This is a genomic window from Microbulbifer maximicatervae (SeqCode), assembly GCF_052467385.1.
Genome location: NZ_CP174311.1, coordinates 620,490 through 645,337 on the forward strand (window position 1 = coordinate 620,490; position 24,848 = coordinate 645,337).

A 24,848-nucleotide genomic window follows, 5' to 3' on the forward strand; every position below is an offset into this window, starting at 1 on the left:
GATAGTGTTGTTGTAACCGTTGATGGTTGGGATCATCAATTCGGGCCGGCAATTTCAGTACCGCCGGCTTTTTTTGGGGGCTGAGCGGGTTATGATGACGCAGTCACGGACGTATTTTACATTAAATAAAACGTTCTTAGATGACGCCAAATAACATATTTTTATAGGGGAATGAAAAGATGGTCAATTGCGCTGATTTACCAAAGCTTGAGTGTGAAGTGCCCAAAGAGGGGCTGACACTCGATTTGGTTTTACGGCCCAAAGAGCAGGTGGGTGGGCAAACTCAGTACTGGCCGTTGTTTAATGCTGATAATCCTGAAGAGCACTTCGGAAACATGCACTTTAAGTTAGATAAAGGTGCGGTTCTTACCTTGAAGGTCTCCCTGGATTTGTCCGATGTGAAGGGTCGGGAGCTGGAATTTGTTCGCTACAGCCAGAATCATAAGTTGGATGGACTTATTGCCCTGAGCCCGGATTTCCGCCACCAATTCCGTGCACGTGCAAAAGAAGTGGACGGCGAATTCACCAAATTGGTGATTAAGATCAAGGACAAGGCCGAGATTCCTGATCGGTTCAACTTCTTGTGGATGTGTGTCGATCAGGAAACCGGTATGCATTTTGTTTCTGGTGACCCGGAAGCAGTTATTGATCCAGGTCAGGGAAGTGGCTCGGGCAGTGGTGGTGGAAAATAATTAAGAGCTGGTGAGTTCTTTAGGACTAGTTCTCCGATTGCATAGTTTTTCTAGTACCACTTGAGAAACCTGGGGCTGATTGCATATTTGCTGAAAGGCGGGCAAGGCAAACCATTCGATGCTCATCTTTTGCTCTAGCAGCTGCTCCAGGTAATAGCTGGCAGATTGCCACTCGCCCGCAAGGGCATAAACTTGGGTAGCAGTATGCTTAACATAGGTATCATCAGGAGATTTCCGCAAAAGCTCCATGATAAGTGCTATCGAATCTGAAGTTTTACCTAAATAGGCAAAAGCTCCAGCTCTGTAGCGCTTCGGTCTAAGTTCAGAACTATCATTTGTAAGGCGGATTATTTGGGTGAAGATCTCTCTTGCTTTGCTTCTATCAGATAGCATCAGATAGGTTTCTGCTATCTGGTTTAGTATTAATAGGTTTTCAGGAGACGTCTCAAGTTCTTTTAGATAAATATCCAGGGACTTACTATATTTACCTTGTAGAAAAAAAATTGTTCCTAGGTTCACTTGTGAGCCCCAGGTTCGCGATTCTTCTGGAATAGATGAAATGGCGATTTCTGCAGCTGAAAGATTTCCTGTCTCTAGTTCAATCACACCGAGTAAAGCATAGGCGACCCAATAACCAGGTGATAACTCAACAATCTTCTTTAAGGTATCTCTAGCATCTACATAGTTTCCAGCTGCCACTTGATTCATAGCAAGAACATAATGAGAGTGGGCTGAAGAAGGATTTAGATCTATTGCTTGTTGCCCATAGATTGCCCCTTGTGTGTAATCGCCCTGAATATATAGAAACCTAGAAAATTGCGTATATAGATTTGCAGAGGGGTATCCTATTGATTGGAGTTCATGGATAGTTTTTTTGAACCCCTCTATATCATTCCCTACTGACTTTATGACAAGTCTAGCCTCTAATATCGCTGTTTTATCTAAACCATTCTCTTCTGCATTTGCAAGAACTCCCAATGCGTAGGTTAGAAATTTTTTATTATTGGTTCCTACCCATCTTGCCAAGGCTACATCAGCATATGAGCGATACAGGTTCGCGTTTTGAGGGTATTTACTAATTAATTCTTCAAGTAAGTCCAGGTCACTGTCGTCAGTGCTCACTTGTATTTCAGGGGTTGCAAGTTTTGAGATAGTGCTGAGATACATAGCATAATCAGCGGGGGCCATTTTAATATCTGAAAACTCTCCCTCTTTGTAGTTGCTTGGAAACAAGTCTATGGCTGAAGTACCAATAGAATACTGGGCTTCTTGTGGCCTGTTGGTAAGGAAAGTGAAGCTTGTTTGGCCTGTTATCCGGCTGTCTTGGGGGTTGATTCTTTGAAGTTCAATATTGCAGCGCTGCTCGATACAGTCAAGTCGAGCAAATAGGACATCGGTGGTTCCTAGAATTTGTAACTCTTTTAGTTGCTTATCGAAATTATCGTTTTCTTCATGGTCAAAGCTAATCAAGGCAGATGATTTAAGCTTTGCTGGTGTACTGACAAGGGCTTGACGCACCAAAGCTTTTATCAGCGCTTTATTATTTTCCCCACCAGGAATATTGCCGTTAATCTCAATTGGGAGAACAGCAATATACTGAGGCGGAAGTTGCATAAGGGTATGCCAAGCCCAGTAAGCCGATAGGCTAAGCGCGGCAAACCCTCCTAAGATTAAGCTTAGGCGCCCACGTTTTTTTCGCGGTTTAATCAGAAGTTGCGTAACAGTTTCAGAATACTGCAGGGTACTATCATCGATACCATGTTTGCGTACCAATTCCAGCGCCTCGAATACTTGCTGGGCATTATCAGGGCGCTGTTCTGGGTGCTTTCCGAGCAGACGATCTAACAGTGCGGATAGCGGTTTAGGGATTTCCGGCCAGGCCTGGTGCGCAGGAATGTGGGGTTTGCTGGTAATATGGTGGGCGAATGCCAGCGCATTCATGTCATCACGTTTGAATGGTTTGGCTCCACACAGTATCTCATAGGCGATACTGCCTAAACTGAACAAGTCACTGCGGGCATCGAGTTTAGTTCCTTGCAATTGCTCTGGAGACATCGCCTGAACACTGCCAGCGATATGATCTTCGCGAGTGAGTTGTTCATCACAATCGAGAGCTTTGGCGATGCCGAAATCTGTGATCTTGGCCACGCCATCAATGGTAACAAGGATATTTTCCGGCTTTAGGTCGCGATGAATTATGCCCAAGCAATGGGCCTTGCCCAGACCCTGGCAAATTTGCATCAAAAGATCTAACTTCTCAACAAGGGTTGGGGAGTTTTCCCGCATCCACTCTTTAAGTGTTACCCCTTCAACCAGTTCCATCACAAGGGCAATACTGTGCTTTTCTTCGAGTACATCGTATAAACGGACAATGTTGGGGTGGTTGAGCCTGGCCAGAAGCTGGGCCTCACTGCGAAAGCGCGCTTCAGCGGAGTTGCCGGTTAAATCAGACCGGAGCTGCTTAATTGCAACTTTACGCCCCAGCTTGATATCTTCAGCGAGGTAAACGACCCCCATGCCGCCGGCACCCAGGGTGCGTTCAACCCTGTAACGGCCTTGATATTCCTCGGTTTTTTCCAACGCAACTACGTCCATTGTATTGAATTCTTCTCGGATGGATGGGGGATTTTACCTGATAGTACAATTTCGTGAAGGCATCTGTCGCCTCTTAAAGGGAAATGGTTCACGTTATTCCATTCTGTTCGACTTGCTTATGACTGTTTAGCTGTCAATCCTGTCAGAACATAGTGTTGGATAATTGGTGCGTAAATCATCAAAATTTGCCAAAGTGCAAATAGGCTGAAAGCCAATGGTTGTGAACCACACTGGAGCCATGCCTAACTCCAAAGTTTTTCGTATATAGGCTTTGGCGGAAAGCATATCGCCGCTGGCCATGTAAACCTGGGCGCGGCTGTAATTGACAAATAGGCCGTCTGGAGCGGTGTTATCCATCTTTAATAGTGTCTCAATAGCTTGCTCACCCTGGCCCAGTTCAGAGTAGGCCCTTGCTCGCAGTAGCAATCCGAGCCAGTCCTCCTGCTCTTGTGCCAAGGTCAGAGCGCGCTGGGCAAACTCTTGTGATTGCAGCTGTCTATTTTCCAGGCGGGCAAGCTCTGCCAACAGCAGATATACATGGGGATCGTTAGGGGCTCGTTCAGCAACATGACTCAGGCAGGTTCTCGTATCCTGCAGCTGCTGTTCGATGTAATAGGACAAGCAAAGGTTGAAGGTATCCCGGTCCCCTAAATGCTTTAAGCCCACCTCACTAAGGAGCCGGATAGACTCTTTGGGGCGGCCTGAATCCAATTCATTGGCTGCAAGCAAGGAGATAGCATCAATATATTGATTGTTGAGACGGATAGCCTGTAAAAGGTAAGGCCTCGCTTTTTCCATTTGCCCCATCAGGGTCAAGGTCAGAGCCTTTTGGCGAAGATAAAGAGGGCTGGTACGAATGTTGAGTGCTTGGTTAATGACTTCCAGCGCACGGTTGTAATTCCCCCCTCGCTGGTGGGCTTTCGCGCGCAGGAAGTAGTAGAGAGCCTGATCAGGTAGTTGCAGCTTTAGTTTTGCAAGTAAGGACTCTGTAAGCTCTGTATCTGCCAGGAAGATGGCAATACGCAACTTAGTGATCAACACCGTTGGGTGGTTGGAAATCTTTGTTGGTATGTTGTTGAGAAGCCCTGTGAGTCGGCCGCGTATTTTGGTATCCCGCGAGTGATATAGGTGGGTGGCTAATAGATCCGCTAACAGTTCATAGTAGGAGGGGAAGTAGGGATTCCTTTTTAGCAGAGCCTCAACTTTGGTAATTGCCCCGGCAACATTAGCTTCATTATTGCGCTGTTCAAATATTTCGAGGTACTGCTGGTAATCTTCAGGGCTAAGGTTGAACTGAGCTCCTAGGCTTCCTGTAGGGTAGTTGGGGAGTAGATAGTGCAGCTGTTGCAAGACGCGTGCGCGGCTCTCCAGCGGTGCATCCAGGTTCAGCATGGCACTACGGTTGGCGACTTCAGCAAACCCCTCGGTTTCTATAAGGGCAAATGAAGCTTCACAGGCGGTGGCTTCACAGTTTAGGGCAAATTGGAGCAGCAGCTGTGCGTTGAGCGCTTGTGCCTGCTCCCGCAAAGGCTTGCCTTTTAGTTGCTGGGATTCCGAATAGGGCACCAGTAGTAGCGCTGGTTGATCGGAAAGCCCCTGTTTGATGGAGCTGAGAAGGTTATTGGCCAGTAGCTTTTCCTCTCGGCTGCGCAGGTTTGATAAGTCTGGCTCAATAATCGCAATGTACTTTGCCGAGGGTTCTTTACTTCCCCATAGAGAAAGTTCAGGAAAAACAGCGGCGGTTAAGCCTAGTAACATCGCACCGGATGCCAGGAGTATGTCGGCTAGAAGTTTGTGTCCTTTGTTTGTACGTCGATGTTGTACATGAAAGTCTTCCGTGGTGATCGTGATGTCATGGTCATCGGCGGTTTCATGATCCGATGTTAATTGGCTCAGTATCACATCCAAATCGGTGGCTACAACGGCAGCACTGACGGGGCGTTTGTCCGGGTTTTTGGCCAGCAGCTTATCTAGTAACTTGCACAGCTCCGTAGGAAGTCCGGGGTTTATGGCCCCTGCGGCTGGGTGCGGGTTGTTGATGATCCGATCGATAATAACGTATGGGCTTCCATGCTTGCCGAAGGGAGGCTGATCACACAGTAGGTGATAGGCGAGCATCCCCAGGGCAAATAAGTCACAGCGGTTATCCAGTTTCTCGCCGAGGGCCTGCTCGGGAGACATTGCGCACCAGCTGCCAGCGATATGCTGCTCGCGGGTAATTTCTTTCGTATCCTGCCAGCTCCGCGCAATTCCAAAATCAGCGATTTTTGCGATGTTATTGCTGTCAATAAGGATGTTGTCAGCTTTCAAGTCGCGGTGAATAATTCCAGCCGCATGGGCACGCGCAAGACCGGTAGTGATTTGCTTGAGTAGCTGGATTTTCTGGCAGAGGCTGGGGTTAAACTCCCGTGCCCAATAGGTTAGTGGGCGGCCATCAACATACTCCATAACCAGGGCTACATCGTTCTGCTCCTCCACAACATCATAAATTTGTACAATATGGTTGTGGTTTAGTTGTGCGAGCAGTAATGCTTCCTGGCGAATTCGCTGTGAGGCAGATTCGTCTTCAGGGTTGTTGAGCAATCGCTTTATAGCGACCTCTCGGTTCAGTCGCTCATCTTTGGCGAGGTACACAACTCCCATTCCCCCGGCACCAAGCTGCCTGATGATCTTGTACCGGCCGATATAAGAGGGTGGTTGCGCTGACATTGTAATTCTTGCCGAGGGATAAGAGATTCAGCTCCGCCACCCTGGCAAGTAATTACTGAATAGGTAATGAAGGGGCTTAGCCTTAAGCCCCCTTTCTGGAGATGAAGCTATACCGCTTCCGGCTCTGTTTTTGCCTCGAGTTGGTTGCCTTTATAAATTTCGAATTGTGGACAACCAATACGGATTTCCCAGGATCGACGCTCTACCAGGCTCGAAGTATCCACTGCATCAGGTAGGGATTCAGAGATTTGTTTGCGGGCGCGGAAAATTTGGGTGTTCAAGTGGTTAACAGTGATACCCAGCTCGTGAGTGGCTACCTGAATAGAAACCCAGCCCTGGGAGTCAGTGTCCATGCCGCTCTGCATATCTTTGTGGCGGGCACGAGCAAGGTACAACAAGAGATAGTTGTGGATTCTTGCTGGTAAGGATTGCTTCATGCCTTCCCGCTGAAGTTGTAACTGCACATGCTCTTCGTGGGAGCTCACAGAGAACTTCAGCTCAAAGTCGACAATAGACAGCTGCTGCAGTGACAACTCTTTCGTTGCCCCTTGGTTGTCCGCCAGGAATAGCTGCCAGCTATGCAGGCCGCAATCGATACGATCGCCATGATTTACCAGGATCTTATCGCCGTCTTCAGCGGATGGGCCTGTGAACTCGTACAACCACTGCCCTGTTAGGGGGCTGTATTGAAGGCTGGCGAGAGGCTCATTTTCGTCGGGCAGCAGGTGGTATTGTTCCAGTGGTTGTGCCTCGCCGGAGTGAATATCGATCAGCAAGTTCTCGGGAGCGTCGAGGTTTTCGACGATCCAGGCTGGGTTATTAGCCCGCCCAAAAGCGATCTTATCACCGGTCTGGAGTGGGTAGCTCTTAGCAGGCACCAGCTGCTGGCCATTTAGCCAAGTGCCATTGCGACTTAGGTCGCGGATATTCCAATGAGTACCGGTCCACTGCACTGCGGCATGGATGCCCGATATCTCAGCACTTGTGATTCTTGTGTCTACTGCACCCTGCCGGCGCCCAATGGTGTGGTGTGCCATTAAGTAAACTGGTTGTTCCCTATCTGGATGCTGTAAGCAAGCCATATTCCTACCCTTCTGCCGTGGCCAACTCAATCTGTGGCCTGATTGCGACAAAGTTCATTCATACTGGTGGATGCCCGCTGTGCTTGTCCTGCGAATACCTCAGCAGTACTGAGTCTTGGCTTACCATCTGCGGCGATTATTTCCCTTGAGCTGAGACACTACGTGTTGTGATGGGCGCTGTTCTGCGCCGCTATCCCACTGCTAGTCTCGGAGAGGACTGCCCCAGTTCTGAATGATTTAGTCACTACGATTTTTGGAAATTGTTCTATTTTTGCGCTCCCTTGATAACTGTCTCTAGAGGGAGTGCAATAATTGTCAGTAATTGCTTCCATTTTCGCTGAAAAGTTGTGCCGCCGTCAAAAATCTTAAAGACCTTTTCGTACTTTTACTTGTGACTTGGTTAATGTTCTCCAAATACACGGCTGCACACTAGTTTAATGGATACTTGCTTGTATCTTTGTCGATCGCATCTTCTTTAATCGATGGCTACACAATATATTTCACAGTTGTGCGCCAGTGCTAGCGGCATTACTGCTAATTTGGTAAATGGATACCACTTTTGCTGTTATTGAAAATAAGTCTCAATTGTAAAAGAGAATATATATTATTAACCGTTAAATTTGGCACTTTCGACGGCTTGTATGTCATTGTTGAAAAGGCTGATTTGAAGTAGCTGCTTTGGCGCGCTATTTATCAGATGCACTTAGGTGACACTTTGCAGCTAAAGAATGAAAATTTAGCGGTGGTGAAGCCCGCAGCTAAACGCTGGGGCACTCTGACGATATTTAACCTTTGGGCCAACGCTGCACAAAGTCTCGCTGGCTATACCCTGGCGGCAACCCTATTCCTCGGCCCTAATACGAATGCTTGGCTGGTTCTCGCTGGGATCGCTATTGCAGCAATTTTAATTATCACCTTGTTAAATTTAATCGGTGAACCGAGTGTTAAATGCGGTATACCGTTTCCCGTATTAGCCAGGGCTAGTATGGGGATCCGAGGTGCTAACGTCCCTGCGCTGCTTCGGGGGAGCGTGGCAATATTTTGGTACGGTGCGCAGACCTGGTTTGCTGCCCATGCCATGTCTTTATTACTGAGAGAATGGTGGCCTCAAGCTGTCGGAGGGCAGTGGCTGGCAATGGACCGGATCGATTGGGCTTCCCTCGTACTTGTCTCATTATTTCAAGCTCTTCTATTTTTCAAAGGTATCAATACGATCCGTTGGTTTATCAACCTGGCTGCACCCTGTGTCTATGGAGTGATGCTAGCGCTGTTGTGGATGCTAGTGGTTCGCAGTGACGGACAGTTTTCATTTGCTGTTGCTACTTTCTTTGATCGGTCTATAGCATCCTGGGGCGATGGCTTGGTCCAGCTCATCAAAGTCACAGGTACTATGTTGGCTCTCTATGCGCCGATAATCCTAAGTTATGGAGATTTTGCTCGCTTCTGTAAGAACGTGTCTGTTATGCGAAGGGGAAATTGGCTGGGAATCACTATAAATATGACTGGCTTTGCGATAATTGTTCTGTTCACCACTATCGCCGCCCAGTCAGTTTTCCACCAGAACCTGGCAAATCCCACTGATATTGTGCAGAAGCTTGGGAATCTGGAACTGTCATTGATCGCCGCGGTTGTTTTTTTTACAGCAACGGCCGGCATCAATGTGGTGGCGAACTTTGTGGCTCCAGTTAACGATATTTCAAATCTTCTGCCAAAGTACCTGGGGTTTCGCAGGGCGGCATTGATAACGCTGTTTCTGGCCTTTCTGATTAGTGCTTTGTGGCCCGCTGTTATCAAACAAATCGGTTTAGTGGCGTTCGTAAACTGGATGGGGGTTTTTCTGGCGCCTGCCTATGGTGTCATATTGTCTCACTACTACTTAGTAGAGAAGCGCCAGATGGATGTAGGGCAGTTGTATTACAGCGAAAGTGATGGGCGTTATTACTATTTCTGTGGCTGGAACCCGCGAGCACTGCTGACTTTATTGGGGACATGTATTGTCATCACAATGCTAGCTTTTTTCTTACCGAGAGGGTTGATGGCAGGCGTCGACTGGCTATTGGCTGCAGCTGCTGCTTGCGTTGTTTATTGGAGTGTTGCGAAGCGCAGTTAGGGGGGAGCCCGGAGGTATTTCCGGGCTCAGGGGGTGTACTTTTTTGTTGTTAGATACGGATACCTTCAATATCCAGGATCATCTCAACTTTCTGTGAGGCTGGGCCTAGGGATTTGATACCGAATTCTTTCAGCTCGAACTCAGTGGTTCCACTGAAGCCCTGGCGGTAGCCGCCCCAAGGGTCTTTACCGCCACCGATATTGGTAACGTCAATTGTGATTGGCTTAGTGATACCGCGCAGGGTCAGTTCGCCATTTAGACGGGCTTTGCCGTCTTCCAGAGGTTCAAAGCTAGTGCTCTTGAAAGTAGCAGTGGGGAATTTTGCGGTATCGAGGAAGTCATCACTGCGCAGGTGCTTGTCTCGCTCAGCGTGATTGCTGTTGAGGCTGGTTACATCGATGTCGACATTGATAGAAGATTTTTCTGGCTGCTTTTCATCGTAAAAGAAGGAGCCGTTGAAGTCATCGAAACGGCCGTACAGCCAGCTGTATCCAAGGTGCTTGATACGAAACTGCACAAAAGCGTGAGCCCCTTTGGTGTCGATTTTGTATTCCGCTGCTTGGGCTACAGTCCCCATCAGAGCTGCAATAAGAAATACAGAGAGCTTCTTCATGTCATTTTTTCCTTATTTGGTGGTTGAGAGTGTTGTTTGTACGTGTGAGTGATCGTCTGTAGAGCCCTTTACACGGATGCCAAGGATTCTGCGCAGTGTGCCGTCACGGTCAATAAAGTGACGCTTGAGGGCTGCCAAGATATGTGCTGTTACGAGTCCAATCAGGCCCCAGGCAAGGATTTCGTGGATAGATCCCGCAATGTCTTCCTGATTGGGAATTCCTTGTAAGGTTGCAGGGATGCTCACTATGCTGAAGACATCGATAGGGCGGCCATCGGCGGTAGAAATCAGATAGCCGGAAACCATGATTGCCAGTAGTAACAGGTAAATCAGTCCATGAGTGGCAGTGGCGGCGAACTTCTGCCAGCTGGGCGTTAGGGGGTTGCTCGCCGGAGATGGGTTGGCAAAGCGCCAAACCAGCCTGAAGAGTAGAAACACAAGCAGGATGATGCCCACCCCTTTGTGAATTTCAGGGGCTCGTTGATACCAGGGATCGTAGTAGGATAGCTGGCGCATCCACCAACCGAGAATAAAAGTCCCTATGATCGCAGGGGCCATTATCCAGTGGAGGGCGATGGCTACCCAGCCGTAGCTGGAGGAGCTGTTTTTGGCCTGCACTTCTCTCTCCTATTGGTAGTACGTCACACTTAGATTTGCTAAGTGCCACTAGGGTACAGCCTTTGGGCTCTACCACCAATGGGGAGTTCCTGAGTATGGGAAAGGAGTCAAAGGTGTTAGCAGGAAATGCCGCGCTATATCGATCGTCCCGGAGAGCTTTCGCGCTCGGCCGCCTGAAGGATGCGCTCACAAGATAGCCGATCCAGTGCGGAAGAGCGCTGTGCCAGTTGGTCTGCCAGCCAGCTGGTGGAGTGCTCTTCATCCCCAAGGGCTAGTTGTTCCAGCTGCCAGATAACATTCAATAGGGTCTCGCGCTCAAACCCCGTCTCAACTGCCTGGCTGGTAAACAGGTGGGGTTCCAGTTGTTCCAAATCGTTGCGCTTGAGCACTAACTCCGCATAGGTAGGGTACCAGCGGCTGCTAAACGGTTCTGGTCGCTGGTGGTAGTCGAAGGTGATTCGCAGCCGGTTTCCGTCGGCATCTTCCAGAAGCGGGGTGTCATGTTCGTAGGCGGGCAGCGCTGGATTGTTCCGCAAAATATCCACGATGGCGTGCCAGTCACTGGGATTTTCGTAACAGAGCCTGACAGGCTCTACCAGTTCACGGGTCCCCTTGTGATCTTCCAAGGACAGTTTTTGGCCTGGACGGTACCAGTACAGGTTAAGAAGCTGCTCATCGGCCAGGTCTGCAAGATGTGCACTGGTTAGTGGCTCTTCAGACAATGCACTCAGGTGGTCAACGGCCTGCTGTACGCTGAGCCATTGCTTGCGGTGGAAGTGTTGCTTATTACCTGTAATTCCCATTCTATTCTCCCGGCGCAATTCTACGACCTGGAGCCTCAAGTTTAGCAGGGTGCAACGCTGCTCCAGTCACTATCGTGCCTTTGCGGCGTGGGAAGATAAAAGTTGCTAATCCATGATTATAGAAAGGGTACAATGGCGCCTTTTCATATCCAGGGCATGCTGAAAAAATGAGGCCGCTCACTGGGCTGCTGTCACTGGTTTTATCCGTGCAGTTTGCGCTGATGTATCGCCGATAGATTCAGACTATTCAGTCAATAAATATGGGGTTGAAATGCGTGTTACTCTCCCAGAGTTGCTGCGGTTTGATATTGCCTCTGGCACGGCTAAAGCCTAGGCGCTCGGCGCATGAATTTATTGCAGTGAAGCAGTTTCCCATGAGCCATAAATATACACAGCCATGTTGATTGCGATAGGCAGCCTGTAGCCCGGATTATGTAAATACACTGATGAGAGCAGAGTCCGCTTAGTTTGTGATAAGTGGATTTCAAGATATTAAAAAAGAAACGGGTAACCTGTGAATATGGCGTGACAGCCTGACCTGTAAGCCCGGAAAATTAAAAGAGCCTTTAGATGTTTAACTTTCTCCCTTCGTTTTTGCTGTTGGTCATATCTTCGGTGTTGCTGGCCGTTAGCACATTGGTTTGTGCAGCCCCCATACTTTTGTTTTCAGTTTTTAGATTTATTCTCCCTTTTGCCTTTCTGCAAAAAATTTTCATGGGTTTTTTTATTTCTTGGGCAGAAATGTGGATAACCCTAAATAAAGGATGGATGAAGCTGACCCAGAGAACCCAGGTGGATGTACAGGGGATAGAGCATCTCGATAAACATGGATGGTATCTGGTCACAGCGAACCATCAAAGCTGGGTTGATATTTTTATTATGCAGTCGATTTTTAATCGAAGAATTCCATTCCTGAAATTTTTTGTGAAGCAAGAGTTGATCAAAGTTCCTGTGATTGGAATGTGCTGGTGGGCACTCGACTTTCCATTTATGAAGCGTTACAGCAAAGAATTTTTGAAAAAACATCCAGAGATGCGCGGTAAGGATCTTGAAGCGACGAAAAAATCTTGTGAAAAATTTAAGCTAATACCCACCAGTATTATGAACTTCCTTGAAGGAACAAGGTTTAGCAAAGAGAAGCATCAAAGACAGCAATCGCCTTTCAAACATCTTCTAAAGCCCAAGTCCGGAGGGATTGCTTTTGCAATGCACTGTATGGGTGAGCAGCTGAACCAGTTACTGAATGTCACCATTGTTTACCCTGATGGTATACCTACTTTTAAAGATTTCCTTTCCGGTAAGTTAAAGAAAGTGATTGTTCGCATTGAGAAAGTCCAGTTGCCGAGCCGGTTTTTTGAGAGAGACTACGCAACCGATCAGGAGTTTCGGGTGGAGTTTAATCAGTGGGTAAATGAGTTATGGACTGAAAAGGATGCCCTGATTGATAAGCTTTTAATGGAAAGCAGGGCTTGAGCGGGGTTCGTAGAGAGGTTCACTCGTGACCCTCTCTACTGGCCGAAAGTCACTATAGCCAAATAGGAAGCTGAGCCCGGATCTCCTCAGGTTCACAAGCCACCAGATTTTTTCCTGTTTCTCCCGCTATTGTTGCGCGGGTTGGAGTTTTCAAGGCATCCCTCAAGCTGCCAACCATGTAGGGTTCTGCAACAATATACAGTTTTTCGTACTGGCCCTCCTGTCTTCCCCTCTCCAGGGTATGTGCAATTTCTCTGGCAAAATTCTCACCTTCACGGCGATGTAATCCTGCAGAATTACCTACTGAGTGCCTTCCTTGACCATAGCTGTCGAAAGTGCGTCCGGGTGCATCACTCTCTTGGTCTCTGCCAGAGAGCCGCGATTCTGGATGGAGAAGTGCCTGGATTTCATTGAGATTTCCCGCGCGTTTGTTGGCTTCAAAAATTCGCGCTTGGGACTGGTTAGCCACAAGGACCCATGCTAAGGCCATGAACATATCCTCGTTTAACTGCCTTATTTAATCCTAGTAAATAGCCATATTGGCCACGAGCCCTGGTTGCTTATTGATGGATATGGAGGTGGAAATTCTCTTTAGGTGCAATTGGAAAGGAAGTTTTTAATATTTATATGTACAAAAGAAATATACGACAGCTCTCATATTCAATTTGTAATGGCTTTTATCGGCACTTAATCCCTTCGTTTGTCGCAGTATTTCCTAGACTGTACTCAAGATGTAACAGGCGCAAGACGGACTCTTGAGTTTTCTGGCGCCTTTTGCGGCTTAGCGTAAAAAGAGGTTGTAGATATGAGTCTGATCCCCAGAGGGTCCCTATTGGACCTTGATAATATGTTTGAACAAATGCTCTCACCGACCCGTGCAATCGGCTCTGAACGCGAGGGATTTTTTTCTCCGCGTATCGATGTGAGTGAGCGCAAGAATATGTATGAAATTAGCGCTGAGCTGCCGGGAGTGGGTAAGGACGATATCAGTGTAACCCTAGAAAATGGGGTTTTGACCCTTGAAGCTGAGGTGCACCGCGAGGTTAAGGAGAAGAAGGATGGCCGCGTGCTTCGTCAGGAGCGGCGTTACGGCAAGTTCTTGCGCAGTTTCAATCTTGGTGAAGATGTTCGCGAAAGTGAGATTGATGCAAATTTCAAAGATGGGATTCTCACGCTCACGGTACCAAAACATGAGGGGCATCCCCCGCAAAGAAAGCGGATTGAAGTGCACTGATCTATAGGGGTTAAGGGTGATGGGTTTTACCCGTCACTCTCTTTGGCATTTGTCTAAAGAGCTTTGAGGTACCTATGAAAGTTAAACACGCAATGCATGAGGGGGCTACCTGGTGCACCCCGGATACTCCATTACAGGAGTTGGCAAAAATTTTACGAGATGAAGATATTGGTGCAGTGCCGATCGGAGAAAATGACAGGCTTGTAGGAATAGTGACTGATAGAGATATTGTATGTCGCGGTGTGGTTCAGGGGGGTAATCTCAGCTCTCTGTCCGCCCGAGATGTTATGACAGAGGGGATTGAATGGTGCTGGGAAGAGGATGATCTGCTGTCTGCTGTCCACAAAATGGAGCAACAGTTGTTACGACGAATGCCGGTACTCAATAGTGAAAAGCGTATGGTCGGTATTCTCAGTTTAGGGGATATTACCAGTGCCATCGCCAGCAAGCAGGGTGGGCAGTTCGCGGCAGCGGTCTCCTCGCACCACTGAGTGTGGGACTTAACGCATAATGCTCTTTACAGTCGTCAATCTATATTGGCGGCTGTTGGAAGTTTTAGTGCTCTAGAGTGTCTTGTCTGAAGCCTGTGAATCCCTCGGCAACCTGATGGCTCCATCTACTACTGGGCTGTTGATAGTCTTATTTACTTCCTGTCTAAGCTTGATCATGTTCACGGTCGACCCCGATGTCCGTTAAATGTGATTATTTGGGAAGCGTGAAGGAAGAATCAGTCGTATAATCCCTACTTTTTTTGAGGTTACTTATGGCTGTGACTCAGGAACAGTTGGCACAACGCAGTGGAAATCAGTGCGAGCTCTGTAAAGCAGAAAATGGCTTGGCGGTTTATGACGTACCCCAGTCAGAGGGCTATCCAGATGCGGCAGTATTATTGTGTCAAACCTGTAGGGACCAGCTGGAAAATCCTGCACAGCTGGAAAGTGCGCACTGGCAGTGTCTGTCGGAGTCTATGTGGAGTACCGAGCCGGCAATTCAAGTGTTGGCATGGCGTATTCTAAAGCGCTTATCTGGCGAGACCTGGGCCCAAGACTTGTTTGACATGTTGTATTTGGATGGCGATTTGCTGGCCTGGGCAGAGGCCGGGGCAATACCAGAGGCTGGTGAGTTGGTGATTCATCGGGATAGTAATGGTGCCCAGTTACAAGCTGGAGATAATGTAGTTATTATCAAAGACTTGGATGTAAAAGGAAGCAGTTTGGTTGCAAAACGGGGAACGGCAGTTCGCGGTATCAGCTTAAGCGATAATCCTGAGCATATCGAAGGACGGGTCGAGGGTCAGAGAATTGTTATTCTGACAAAGTTTGTGAAAAAGAGTGGCTGATAAATATTTCAGAAATAACTTCATTTTCTGAAAAGGGTATCTGCCGGCGGACCCGAAATACTCCCCTATCCGTCTTAATTATGAAAATAAGAAAGGTATAGTTTACCTTTCTTATTTTTTTGCAAAATATTTCCGCTTTTATCAATTAACTGATAATTTTTAGAGCAAAATACGGTGTAATATTGAAGACGATAATAGCAATTTTGTATTGTGCTAGATATTGAAAATATGCACGGCCTAAATCTTGTTCATTAAGCTCAAATATTCGTGCGTGAATCCTGATGATCGACTTCCTCAGGCAGACAAGTCCAAGAGTTGATAGCAGTAGTATCAATATGTTTATAATCGAAGCCCAGCCTAAAAATAGTGTTAGATTTTCAGTTTCCATGTGAAATTTCCTTGCAGTTCTTTCTTGTATAAACCGATAGTTTTATGAGTAGATAGTGGAAAGTGCCACAATAGTCAGGCACTAGCCTTCAAATAAGTTGTGTTTGTGGATAGGGGTAGTCCCAGTTAGTTGAAGAGCTATGTTATATGATATAGCTATTGTCCGATGCTCATTATTCCTAGACACTGTGTGATAGTGCAAATGAGAGGTTGGCAATATGGTAGCTATAAAACATGAAGCCTATCTATGAAATTCGCAGTGGTGCGCTGGCTGGGTTTAATCTATTGGTGCCACAGCTCGGTGGTCAGTCATCAGATTTTTTAGCGCAAGTGGGGCTTCCTGCGGATTGTACACGTCGTCCAAATATCTTGATCCCCATTGCAACGCTGGTGGACCTCCTTAATTTGTGTTCACGGGACTTGTCCTGTAGTGACTTTGGCTTGCGATTGGCGGGGAAGCAAGGGCTGCGTATGCTGGGCGTCCTTGGTAAGCTGATACTGGAAAGTGAGAATCTATCCAGTGCTTTGACAGTAACTCATCGGTATATGGTGTTACACAACCAGGCGGACCACTGGAAAATTTACCAAACCGATGACTGCTTGATTGCAGAGAGAGTTAATCACTTCCCCGACGCAATTCCCGCGCAACAGTATACTGAACTTTCAGTAGGCGCTGCCTATCGCCTGATACAGGAGATGGTTGGCTCTAAAGTATCTCCCCGCTCTGTTTCATTTCGGCATAAGCCCCAATCTCCGCTGAGTAGTTACCAAAATTTTTTTGGCATTGAGGCTAGTTTTGAGCAAGATCGAGATCGCTTGGTTTTTGATGGATCATTGATGAACTATCCCCTCGCTAAACCCAGCAGCGGTCTTATGAGATATTTTGAGGAGTTTTCCAAGTGCTTATTGGCAGAGCACAAGGGTGATATCAGCCGACAGGTTCAAGTCTTAATCCTTCAAACTCTCGGGGCCCAGCAGCACTCCCTGGAGCAAATTTCTCGCTTACTCGGTATGCCAATGAGAACGCTTCAGCGCCGTTTAAATGAAGCGGGAACCTCCTTTAAGCAGTTGGTACAGGGGGCGCGAATGAAGACTGCTCGCTGGCATCTACGGGCCTCAAGTATTGATGTGGGATTACTATCAGCAAGTTTGGGCTACACCGATATCAGTGCTTTCTCAAAAGCATTTCGAGCCATTCATGGAAGCTCCCCACTGCAGTGGAGGAAGCGACAAGCTATTAATTGTTAATCAATTAAAGGAATTATTTTGAATAATTGTTCGGCGCTACCAATTATTACTATAAGGGTGAGCTTTTAGATTTTTCCTGATTTTACTTCAGCAGCGGCGCTTGGCTTTGCACCAATAATCTTAGGGGACTATGCTGGGCGCCACTGGAACGAATGATGAAAGGCAGAATTGAAAATGAGTGCAGAGACAATCCGTTGTAAAGCAGCTGTAGCTTGGGGGCCTGGGGAGCGTTTGGTTATTGAGGATGTCGATGTTATGCCTCCCCAACGGGGTGAAGTTCGCGTGAAATTACACGCCACCGGCGTTTGTCACACAGATGCGTTCACTTTGTCAGGAGATGATCCTGAAGGGGTATTCCCGGCAATCCTCGGTCACGAAGGTGCGGGTGTTGTTGAATCCGTTGGTGAGGGGGTGACCAGTGTCTCTGTCGGGGATCATGTAATTCCTTTGTATACCCCTGAATGTGGCGAATGTAAGTTTTGTCTCTCTGGAAAGACCAATTTGTGCCAAAAAATCAGGGGCACCCAGGGCAAAGGGTTAATGCCTGATGGTTCGACACGCTTTTCGGTGAATGGGAAACCCATTTTCCATTATATGGGATGCTCTACTTTTTCTGAGTACACAGTCCTTCCTGAGATATCTGTGGCCAAAATTAATCCCGAAGCCCCCTCAAATGAGGTTTGTCTGCTGGGCTGTGGTGTTACTACGGGAATGGGAGCCGTTACCAATACCGCCAAGGTTGAGCCGGGCTCCTGTGTGGCAATTTTTGGTTTGGGTGGAATTGGTTTATCCGCAGTGATCGGAGCCAAGATGGCTGGCGCCTCACGAATTATTGGTGTCGATATTAATGAGGACAAATTTGCGCTGGCGAAGAAACTGGGAGCCACTGAGTGTATTAACCCCAAGGCTTACGATAAGCCTATTCAAGAGGTTATCGTAGAGCTTACCGATGGCGGAGTGGATTATTCTTTTGAGTGTGTGGGCAATGTTAACCTGATGAGAGCTGCCTTGGAGTCTTGCCACAAAGGATGGGGGGAATCCATTATTATTGGAGTGGCAGGTGCGGGACAGGAAATCAGCACCCGCCCATTCCAGTTGGTTACAGGGCGGGTTTGGAAGGGATCAGCATTCGGCGGTGTAAAGGGGCGCTCTGAATTGCCTTCTTTCGTAGAGCGTTACCTGGCTGGAGAATTTAAATTGAATGACTTTATTACTCACTCAATGCCCCTTGAGCAAATAAATGATGCCTTCGATTTAATGCATGAAGGTAAAAGTATTCGCAGTGTTATTCATTTCCAGCAGGCTTGATAGGACCACTTAAAATGTCGATTGAATTGGTTAGCAGTACTAAATCTTTTGACGGTTTTCAGCAGCGTTACCGACATAAATCCAGCACGCTCAACTGTTCTATGGTTTTCTCCATTTTTTTACCACAGGATGCAGAGGGGAATACACAGAGGAAATATCCTGTTGTTTATTGGCTTTCGGGCTTGACGTGCACGGATGAAAACTTCAGTCAAAAGGCTGGTGCTCAGAGAGTCGCTGCAGAGTTAGGGATTATCTTAGTGATACCCGATACGAGCCCCAGAGGAGACGATGTGGCGGATGACCCGGGTTATGATCTGGGGCAGGGGGCTGGTTTTTATGTGAACGCGACCCAAGAACCCTGGAAACAGCATTATCAAATGTATGACTACATCGTGGATGAACTTCCAAGCCTGGTAGAACTTCATTTCCCCACCAATGGTCGACGCGGGATTTGCGGGCACTCCATGGGCGGCCATGGTGCCCTGGTAATCGGCCTGCGAAACCCCAAGCGATATCAATCAATTTCTGCTTTTAGTCCAATTTGCAATCCTATTGCTTGCCCTTGGGGAGAAAAGGCGTTGGGAACATACTTGGGAGCTGATCCCAAGAGCTGGGAGCCATATGACGCAACAGTGCTAATGGGGCGCGCTGTAGAGAAAACGCCGATTTTGGTTTCTCAGGGAGAACAGGATGAGTTTCTTGAGGAGCAGCTGAGACCACATTCCCTGCAAACAGCTGCCGAAGCCAGTGATTATCCTCTTCGGATAGAGCACCATGCAGGCTACGATCACAGTTACTATTTCATCGCTTCATTTATTGAGGAGCACTTAAGGTTCCATGCAGACTCATTGTTGAGCAGACATAGGTATTAGGCAGTGTAAATTGCGGACTAGTGAAGTTAGCCCCTCAGTTGAGGGGCTGTTTGGGTAAAGGGTTTCGCGCTTGCTATGTATAAAGCGATACGAGCAGAATACATAGAGCCAAAGTGAGAGGCGTAAGCTTATCGTGCAACCGCCCGACACTCGCCAATAATTTCAGCTCTGTTCTGGTCAAAAGTTTGTTCGATCAGGAACCAGCCATTGGGACAGAAGCCACTTTCAGCTAGCAAGAGTTCCATTCTCTGCCGGGCAACTTTCTTCACATCTCCAGAATTGGCGCCGCCGGGACCGCCACCTCCTGGGCCACCACTACCCTTACCACCGCCGCCGGGACCACCACCACCGGGACCACCGCCACCGGGACCACCGCCACCTGGACCTCCACCACCCGGACCACCACGCTTACCGCCTTGGCCCTTGGGGCCAGCTCCAATGGTTGCCTTGTAGGTAAAGCGACGATGGCCCAGTTCGGTGATGTCAGTGACAAACGATTCAGTGGTGGGGATCTCTGGTGTAGAGCTACAGCCAGCAGCGATCAAAATCACAGCTGCAGATGCAAAGAGATGAACCTTCATTATTGTTACCCCATATTTTGATAAAAGCTTTAGTCCGACATTAGCTAACCACAAATGTTGGTTAAGCAGAGTAAACATTTGTAAAGGGGGGCTATTGCAGCAGGATTGTTTGTGCGCAAACCCAAAACTATAAGGTACTGCATGTCCCGGAAGGTTCCGTTGTAGAATCCTTCACCGGTTTGCTCTATCCACAATATAGCTGCATTTTTTAGAGGGTTTCCGATAAATTTGAGATACTTCTGGTGATCAGAACAAGTCCCAAAGAGAAGCTATGGCTTACCTGGATGTCATTTAGGCCGGCTCCTAAGGAAGCCGGAGATAACATGGAATTAATCAGAATTTTCTAAATAATACCCCTGCTAGCAAAGTGGTACGTGAATTGCCAACAATACTTAATATAAAGAGTTTTCCTATGAAACAAGCACTGCTTGCATTACTTGGATGTACTTTTGCAGGAATATGTTCTGCAGAGTCACTCAGCATTGAACGGTTATTCTCCGACCCGGCTCTGAGTGGTACCGCTCCCCGAGCGCTGGAATATTCACCTGATGGGCAGCGCGTAACTTTCCTCAAAGGTAGAGTTGAAGATTACAACCGTTACGATCTTTGGGAGTACAACCTGAAAGACGGTCAGTCCCGAATTTTGGTCAATTCCGATAGTCTGCACAGCGGTAGTGAAACTCTTTCGGATGAGGAAAAGGCAAGACGGGAGCGCCAGCGAATTTATGGTAGTGGGATAATGGAGTACAGCTGGTCAGAGGATGGTCGGTCTCTGTTGTTCCCTTTGGCCGGCGATATTTACTATTACGATCTCAAGGACCGTTCTTCGCGTCGACTGACTGAAACGGAAACCTTTGAAACCGATGTAAAGGTTTCTCCCGAGGGGCACTTTGTTTCGTTTATTCGCGACCAAAATATCTATATTGTCGATCTGAAAACCGGTAGGGAAAAGCAGCTAACCAGCGACGGCAAAGATCATATTAAAAATGGAATGGCTGAGTTTGTTGCCCAGGAGGAAATGGACCGGATGACCGGTTATTGGTGGTCTCCAGATGATCAGCATATTGCTTTCCTCCAAGTTGATGAGTCGCCAGTTGATCAGGTAACCCGTAGCGAAATCTATGCGGATCGTATCGAAATGATACAGCAACGTTACCCCGCTGCTGGGCGTGCGAACGCAAAAATCCGACTTGGCCTTATAGATATTGATTCGGGGGATATCCGTTGGGTCAACCTGGGAGATAATCAGGATATTTATATTCCCCGAGTAAAATGGGCCCGTGATCACCTGCTAACTTTCCAGTGGCAATCTCGAGACCAGCAAAAGTTAGAGCTTCGTGCTTACAATCTCAATACGGGAAAAACCCGAACGCTCCTTACCGAGTCCAGCGATACCTGGGTTAACCTGAGCCATGATCTCCACTTTTTGGAAGATAGCGATGCTTTTATTTGGTCATCGGAGAGGGATGGCTTCAAACACCTGTATAAATATGATTTTGGCGGCAGATTACAGGCACAATTGACTAAGGGAGATTGGGTGGTTGACGAGTTAGAGGCTGTTGATGAGCAGGCTAACCGTCTGTATTTTACCGCACGAAAAGATACTCCAATCGAGAGGCATCTCTATGCAGTCTCCCTGCAAGGGGAGAGCGACATTAAGAGAATTTCACAGCGTAGTGGTATGCACTCTATCGAATTTTCTGAGGATGCCTCTGGATATATTGATAAATTTTCCAGCGTTACCACGCCGCCTCAAGTGAGCCTGCACAGCAGCTCAGGGGCCAGAATCACCTGGCTTGAGCAGAACGCTGTAAATCGTGTTCACCCTCTCTATCCTTATAAAGATCAATGGATCACTCCGGAATTTGGCAGTATTGAGGCGCCCCATGGCCAGGAGCTTTTCTACCGCTTGTACAAACCTGCTAATTTTGATGCGAAGAAAAGTTACCCGGTAATGGTGTTTGTCTATGGTGGTCCACACGCTCAGGTGGTTACCAATAGCTGGGATAAGCTATTCAACCAGTATATGGCCCAACAGGGTTATATTGTTTTTTCCCTAGATAATCGTGGTTCAGCAAACCGCGGTACCACTTTTGAGAATCCTATCTTTAAGAATATGGGATCTCCTGAAGTGGAAGATCAAATTACCGGCGTTGAATTCCTGCGTACCTTGCCTTACGTTGATAAAAATAAAGTAGGTATCTTCGGTCACAGCTACGGTGGTTACATGGCACTGATGAGTATGTTCAAAGCCGGAGACTACTTTAAGGCGGGGGTATCGGGTGCGCCGGTTACGGACTGGACGCTGTATGATACCCATTACACTGAGCGTTATATGGGCAATCCAACCAAGGATATGGATGCCTATGAGGCATCTTCTGTGTTTCCCTATGCGAAGGGCTTACAAGGTGATCTGCTGATTTATCATGGCATGGCGGATGACAATGTGTTGTTTACCAATACCACTAAACTCATAAAACAGATGCAGGACAACGGCCAACAATTTGAGCTGATGACTTATCCAGGCAAGAAGCATAGCTTGCGCGGTAAACAGACTCGCATCCACCAATACAGCATGATCAAGCGATTTTTTGATCGGCATTTAAAGGGGCAGGATTAATACTTAAATAATCTCCCAGAAGAAAAAACCGAGGCTAGCCTCGGTTTTTTCTTTATTGAGGTATATGATTCTTAAGACTGAGGCTGATCAACCCGATCCAAATTCATTACCTTGGTCCAGGCCTGCACAAAATCATTTACAAACTTGTCAGCGCCATCACTAGAAGCATAAACCTCTGCGACTGCCCTTAATTCAGAGTTTGAACCAAAAATCAGATCTACAGGTGTGGCTGTCCACCTTGCCTGGCCACTTTTGCGATCTTTTCCTTCATAGATACCCTCTGATTTTGCCGACTTGGACCAGACAGTAGACATATCGAGCAGGTTCACAAAGAAATCATTCGTCAGTGTGCCGGGGCGCTGAGTAAGTACACCATTCTGTGAGGAGTCGGTATTTGCGTTAAGTGCGCGCATTCCACCAACCAGAACAGTCATTTCAGGCACACTCAGGGTTAACAGACTGGCTTTATCAACTAATAACTCTGTAGGGGTTCTTCCATAACCATCGCCAAAGTAGTTGCGGAAGCCATCGGCCAGAGGTTGTAGTACTGCAAAAGAATTAATATCTGTTTGTTCCTGGGAAGCATCGGTGCGTCCAGGTTTGAATGGGACCTGAATTTTATGTCCGCCTTGCTCTGCTGCTTTTTCAATGGCTGCTGCGCCTCCAAGTACAATGATATCTGCCATTGAGATTTTTTTGCCCCCGGATTGGGAACTGTTAAATTCCTGCTGGACTTTTTCCAGCGATGCCAGGACTTGTGATAGTTCAGAGGGATCATTTACCGACCAGTCCTTTTGGGGTTCCAGGCGAAGACGGCCACCATTGGCGCCACCGCGAAAATCTGAACCACGGAAGGTAGAAGCAGAGGCCCAGGCAGTCCTCACCAGATCGGGAACGCTAATGCCTGCCGCCAGAATTTTTGCTTTGAGAGAACTTATATCCCGGCTGTCAATCAGAGGGTGATCAACTTTGGGGATAGGGTCTTGCCAAATTAAATCTTCTTCGGGCACCTCCGCTCCCAAATAGCGCGCGCGAGGGCCCATATCCCGATGAGTCAACTTGAACCAGGCTTTGGCAAAGGCGCGTTGAAATTCTTCCGGATTTTCCTGAAACCGCTTGGCAATTTCTTTGTAGCTGGGATCGAACTTAAGGGATAAATCCGTGGTAAACATGATGGGGGCATGGCGCTTGTTCTTGTCGAATGCATCGGGCACCAGATTTGCCGCGCTCTGATCATCGGGAATCCACTGAACGGCACCAGCTGGACTTTTTGTTTTGACCCAATTGAATTTAAACAGGTTGTCCAGATACTGCTGACTCCAATTGATCGGGGCGGCAGACCAGGCCCCTTCCAGGCCGGATGTCATTGTGTCGTCGGCATTTCCTTTCCCACACTTATTTTTCCAGCCAAGTCCCTGCTGCTCAATTGGGGCGGCGGCGGGCTCTGGGCCGAGGCAATCAGCTTTCACTGCACCGTGAGCCTTACCAAAAGTATGGCCTCCGGCAATCAAGGCCACTGTCTCTTCGTCATTCATCGCCATGCGGGCAAAGGTTTCGCGGATATCTGTGGCGGCAGCCACCGGATCGGGATTGCCATTGGGGCCCTCCGGGTTGACATAAATAAGCCCCATTTGCACAGCGCCCAGGGGCTTGTCCAACTCTCGGTTGCCGGTGTAACGCTCATCTGCGAGCATCTTGGTTTCGGGCCCCCAATAAACCAGGTCGGGCTCCCAGTCATCCTGTCGCCCCCCGGCAAATCCGTAAGTGGGGAATCCCATGGACTCCAGGGCTACATTGCCGGTTAGCACCATAAGATCAGCCCAGGACAATTTGCGCCCATATTTTTGTTTGATGGGCCAGAGTAGACGGCGGGCTTTATCCAGGTTGGCATTATCAGGCCAGCTGTTGAGGGGATCGAAACGCTGTTGGCCGCCACGGGCACCACCACGACCATCACCGATCCGGTAGGTGCCAGCGCTGTGCCAGGCCATTCGGATCATAAATGGGCCGTAATGACCGTAGTCTGCGGGCCACCAGTCCTGTGAAGTTTTGAGCTGAGTTTCGATGTCCTGTTTTACCGCTTTAAGGTCCAGGGTTTGGAATTCGGTAGCGTAATCAAAGCTGTCACCCATTGGATTGGATCTTGGAGAGTGCTGCCTGAGGGGACGCAGATCCAGCTGATCAGGCCACCAAAACCGATTGGACTTTGGCTGTCCTTCTACTGCACCCTCAAGAATTACTGGATCAGTGACGACTTCCTCATGGGTATCTGCGACACTAAATGGCGCGACTATAAATATTGAGATTAATAAAGCGACATAACTACGATTATATTTCATTAACATTTACAGTATCTCCGTACGATCGTTGGTACATCCTTTGGCTCATTATTTATTTGATGATGAAATACCTGACTCTATTCCTTACCGCTGATTTCTTTTGCCCTTTGGCTGAAGCGTAGTCTTGGATATGGGGTTAATAGTATATAAATTTTATAGCGTCAGGTTTAAAAGGAATTAATAAGGTAGATTGGTAAACTTAATTACTGGTTCTTTTATTTAAAG

General features: G+C 47.8%; 20 protein-coding genes. 10 read left to right on the plus strand and 10 right to left on the minus strand.

The features are described 5' to 3' along the window. The first annotated feature begins 179 nt into the window (after positions 1-179). A complete protein-coding gene (locus ACJJIR_RS02695) occupies positions 180-692 on the plus strand; it encodes a hypothetical protein (RefSeq protein WP_444907245.1) in 513 nt (170 codons plus the stop codon). Here ACJJIR_RS02695 and ACJJIR_RS02700 read toward each other — a convergent pair whose 3' ends face one another. From ACJJIR_RS02700 to ACJJIR_RS02710, 3 genes are all read right to left on the minus strand, one after another. Beyond that, the gene (locus ACJJIR_RS02700) at positions 693-3,287 is read right to left on the minus strand and encodes a protein kinase domain-containing protein (RefSeq protein ID WP_444907246.1); all 2,595 of its coding nucleotides are present in this window, start codon (positions 3,285-3,287) and stop codon (positions 693-695) included. A 126-nt stretch (positions 3,288-3,413) separates the two neighbouring features. Continuing rightward, positions 3,414-5,996 carry a protein kinase domain-containing protein gene (locus ACJJIR_RS02705; RefSeq protein WP_444907247.1) on the minus strand — a complete coding sequence of 861 codons (2,583 nt, stop codon included), beginning with the start codon at positions 5,994-5,996 and terminating at the stop codon, positions 3,414-3,416. A gap of 107 nt (positions 5,997-6,103) precedes the next feature. Further along, positions 6,104-7,078: an FHA domain-containing protein gene (locus ACJJIR_RS02710; protein ID WP_444907248.1), complete on the minus strand. Its 975-nt coding sequence runs from the start codon at positions 7,076-7,078 to the stop codon at positions 6,104-6,106. Between the two features lie 715 nt (positions 7,079-7,793). On the opposite strand from ACJJIR_RS02710, the gene ACJJIR_RS02715 reads away from it, so the two are divergent. Next, the gene (locus ACJJIR_RS02715; RefSeq protein WP_444907249.1) at positions 7,794-9,188 is read left to right on the plus strand and encodes a cytosine permease; all 1,395 of its coding nucleotides are present in this window, start codon (positions 7,794-7,796) and stop codon (positions 9,186-9,188) included. A 49-nt stretch (positions 9,189-9,237) separates the two neighbouring features. On the opposite strand, the gene ACJJIR_RS02720 is transcribed toward ACJJIR_RS02715, so the two are convergent. From ACJJIR_RS02720 to ACJJIR_RS02730, 3 genes are all read right to left on the minus strand, one after another. Then, positions 9,238-9,801, minus strand: coding sequence for a YceI family protein (locus ACJJIR_RS02720; protein WP_108734532.1), 564 nt, complete (start codon positions 9,799-9,801; stop codon positions 9,238-9,240). Positions 9,802-9,813: 12 nt separating this feature from the next. Continuing rightward, positions 9,814-10,419, minus strand: a complete 606-nt coding sequence (locus ACJJIR_RS02725; RefSeq protein ID WP_444907250.1) for a cytochrome b — start codon at positions 10,417-10,419, stop codon at positions 9,814-9,816. A gap of 134 nt (positions 10,420-10,553) precedes the next feature. Next, the gene (locus ACJJIR_RS02730) at positions 10,554-11,222 is read right to left on the minus strand and encodes a hypothetical protein (protein ID WP_444907251.1); all 669 of its coding nucleotides are present in this window, start codon (positions 11,220-11,222) and stop codon (positions 10,554-10,556) included. A 570-nt stretch (positions 11,223-11,792) separates the two neighbouring features. Here ACJJIR_RS02730 and yihG point away from each other — a divergent pair. Next, the gene (yihG, locus tag ACJJIR_RS02735) at positions 11,793-12,695 is read left to right on the plus strand and encodes a 1-acylglycerol-3-phosphate O-acyltransferase, YihG family (protein WP_444896075.1); all 903 of its coding nucleotides are present in this window, start codon (positions 11,793-11,795) and stop codon (positions 12,693-12,695) included. 52 nt (positions 12,696-12,747) lie between these two features. On the opposite strand, the gene ACJJIR_RS02740 is transcribed toward yihG, so the two are convergent. Continuing rightward, positions 12,748-13,185, minus strand: a complete 438-nt coding sequence (locus ACJJIR_RS02740; protein ID WP_413663346.1) for a host attachment protein — start codon at positions 13,183-13,185, stop codon at positions 12,748-12,750. 315 nt (positions 13,186-13,500) lie between these two features. On the opposite strand from ACJJIR_RS02740, the gene ACJJIR_RS02745 reads away from it, so the two are divergent. From ACJJIR_RS02745 to ACJJIR_RS02755, 3 genes are all read left to right on the plus strand, one after another. Next, positions 13,501-13,929 (plus strand): Hsp20/alpha crystallin family protein, encoded by a 429-nt coding sequence (locus tag ACJJIR_RS02745; protein ID WP_282931225.1) that lies wholly within the window; start codon positions 13,501-13,503, stop codon positions 13,927-13,929. Positions 13,930-14,003: 74 nt separating this feature from the next. Further along, entirely contained in the window at positions 14,004-14,420 is a 417-nt protein-coding gene (locus ACJJIR_RS02750) for a CBS domain-containing protein (RefSeq protein ID WP_108734525.1), read from the plus strand. 272 nt (positions 14,421-14,692) lie between these two features. After that, positions 14,693-15,268, plus strand: a complete 576-nt coding sequence (locus ACJJIR_RS02755) for a PhnA domain-containing protein (protein WP_282931227.1) — start codon at positions 14,693-14,695, stop codon at positions 15,266-15,268. Positions 15,269-15,413: 145 nt separating this feature from the next. Here the strand turns inward: ACJJIR_RS02755 and ACJJIR_RS02760 are convergent, their stop codons facing one another. Then, entirely contained in the window at positions 15,414-15,656 is a 243-nt protein-coding gene (locus ACJJIR_RS02760; protein WP_444907252.1) for a DUF6868 family protein, read from the minus strand. 233 nt (positions 15,657-15,889) lie between these two features. Between ACJJIR_RS02760 and ACJJIR_RS02765 the strand changes: the two genes are divergently transcribed. From ACJJIR_RS02765 to fghA, 3 genes are all read left to right on the plus strand, one after another. Next, positions 15,890-16,903, plus strand: a complete 1,014-nt coding sequence (locus ACJJIR_RS02765) for an AraC family transcriptional regulator (RefSeq protein WP_413663343.1) — start codon at positions 15,890-15,892, stop codon at positions 16,901-16,903. A 174-nt stretch (positions 16,904-17,077) separates the two neighbouring features. Then, on the plus strand, positions 17,078-18,211 hold the full coding sequence (locus ACJJIR_RS02770; protein WP_413663342.1) for an S-(hydroxymethyl)glutathione dehydrogenase/class III alcohol dehydrogenase: 1,134 nt from the start codon (positions 17,078-17,080) through the stop codon (positions 18,209-18,211). 14 nt (positions 18,212-18,225) lie between these two features. Further along, positions 18,226-19,083, plus strand: a complete 858-nt coding sequence (gene fghA / locus ACJJIR_RS02775) for an S-formylglutathione hydrolase (RefSeq protein ID WP_413663341.1) — start codon at positions 18,226-18,228, stop codon at positions 19,081-19,083. A 128-nt stretch (positions 19,084-19,211) separates the two neighbouring features. Here the strand turns inward: fghA and ACJJIR_RS02780 are convergent, their stop codons facing one another. Continuing rightward, a complete protein-coding gene (locus ACJJIR_RS02780; protein ID WP_444907253.1) occupies positions 19,212-19,664 on the minus strand; it encodes a hypothetical protein in 453 nt (150 codons plus the stop codon). Positions 19,665-20,076: 412 nt separating this feature from the next. Here ACJJIR_RS02780 and ACJJIR_RS02785 point away from each other — a divergent pair, with 412 nt between their 5' ends. Next, a complete protein-coding gene (locus ACJJIR_RS02785) occupies positions 20,077-22,284 on the plus strand; it encodes a S9 family peptidase (RefSeq protein WP_444907254.1) in 2,208 nt (735 codons plus the stop codon). Positions 22,285-22,355: 71 nt separating this feature from the next. On the opposite strand, the gene katG is transcribed toward ACJJIR_RS02785, so the two are convergent. After that, positions 22,356-24,629 (minus strand): catalase/peroxidase HPI, encoded by a 2,274-nt coding sequence (katG, locus tag ACJJIR_RS02790; RefSeq protein ID WP_444907255.1) that lies wholly within the window; start codon positions 24,627-24,629, stop codon positions 22,356-22,358. Between the last annotated feature and the right edge of the window lie 219 nt (positions 24,630-24,848).

What these genes read in the sequence shown, in the direction of transcription:
- katG (WP_444907255.1), bottom strand. Translation starts at nt 24,629, where the DNA reads ATGTTAATGAAATATAATCGTAGTTATGTCGCTTTATTAATCTCAATA.
- fghA (WP_413663341.1), top strand. Translation starts at nt 18,226, where the DNA reads ATGTCGATTGAATTGGTTAGCAGTACTAAATCTTTTGACGGTTTTCAG.
- yihG (WP_444896075.1), top strand. Translation starts at nt 11,793, where the DNA reads ATGTTTAACTTTCTCCCTTCGTTTTTGCTGTTGGTCATATCTTCGGTG.
- ACJJIR_RS02700 (WP_444907246.1), bottom strand. Translation starts at nt 3,287, where the DNA reads ATGGACGTAGTTGCGTTGGAAAAAACCGAGGAATATCAAGGCCGTTAC.
- ACJJIR_RS02740 (WP_413663346.1), bottom strand. Translation starts at nt 13,185, where the DNA reads ATGGCCTTAGCATGGGTCCTTGTGGCTAACCAGTCCCAAGCGCGAATT.
- ACJJIR_RS02765 (WP_413663343.1), top strand. Translation starts at nt 15,890, where the DNA reads ATGAAGCCTATCTATGAAATTCGCAGTGGTGCGCTGGCTGGGTTTAAT.
- ACJJIR_RS02745 (WP_282931225.1), top strand. Translation starts at nt 13,501, where the DNA reads ATGAGTCTGATCCCCAGAGGGTCCCTATTGGACCTTGATAATATGTTT.
- ACJJIR_RS02705 (WP_444907247.1), bottom strand. Translation starts at nt 5,996, where the DNA reads ATGTCAGCGCAACCACCCTCTTATATCGGCCGGTACAAGATCATCAGG.
- ACJJIR_RS02780 (WP_444907253.1), bottom strand. Translation starts at nt 19,664, where the DNA reads ATGAAGGTTCATCTCTTTGCATCTGCAGCTGTGATTTTGATCGCTGCT.
- ACJJIR_RS02760 (WP_444907252.1), bottom strand. Translation starts at nt 15,656, where the DNA reads ATGGAAACTGAAAATCTAACACTATTTTTAGGCTGGGCTTCGATTATA.
- ACJJIR_RS02730 (WP_444907251.1), bottom strand. Translation starts at nt 11,222, where the DNA reads ATGGGAATTACAGGTAATAAGCAACACTTCCACCGCAAGCAATGGCTC.
- ACJJIR_RS02720 (WP_108734532.1), bottom strand. Translation starts at nt 9,801, where the DNA reads ATGAAGAAGCTCTCTGTATTTCTTATTGCAGCTCTGATGGGGACTGTA.
- ACJJIR_RS02755 (WP_282931227.1), top strand. Translation starts at nt 14,693, where the DNA reads ATGGCTGTGACTCAGGAACAGTTGGCACAACGCAGTGGAAATCAGTGC.
- ACJJIR_RS02750 (WP_108734525.1), top strand. Translation starts at nt 14,004, where the DNA reads ATGAAAGTTAAACACGCAATGCATGAGGGGGCTACCTGGTGCACCCCG.
- ACJJIR_RS02785 (WP_444907254.1), top strand. Translation starts at nt 20,077, where the DNA reads ATGAAACAAGCACTGCTTGCATTACTTGGATGTACTTTTGCAGGAATA.
- ACJJIR_RS02770 (WP_413663342.1), top strand. Translation starts at nt 17,078, where the DNA reads ATGAGTGCAGAGACAATCCGTTGTAAAGCAGCTGTAGCTTGGGGGCCT.
- ACJJIR_RS02695 (WP_444907245.1), top strand. Translation starts at nt 180, where the DNA reads ATGGTCAATTGCGCTGATTTACCAAAGCTTGAGTGTGAAGTGCCCAAA.
- ACJJIR_RS02710 (WP_444907248.1), bottom strand. Translation starts at nt 7,078, where the DNA reads ATGGCTTGCTTACAGCATCCAGATAGGGAACAACCAGTTTACTTAATG.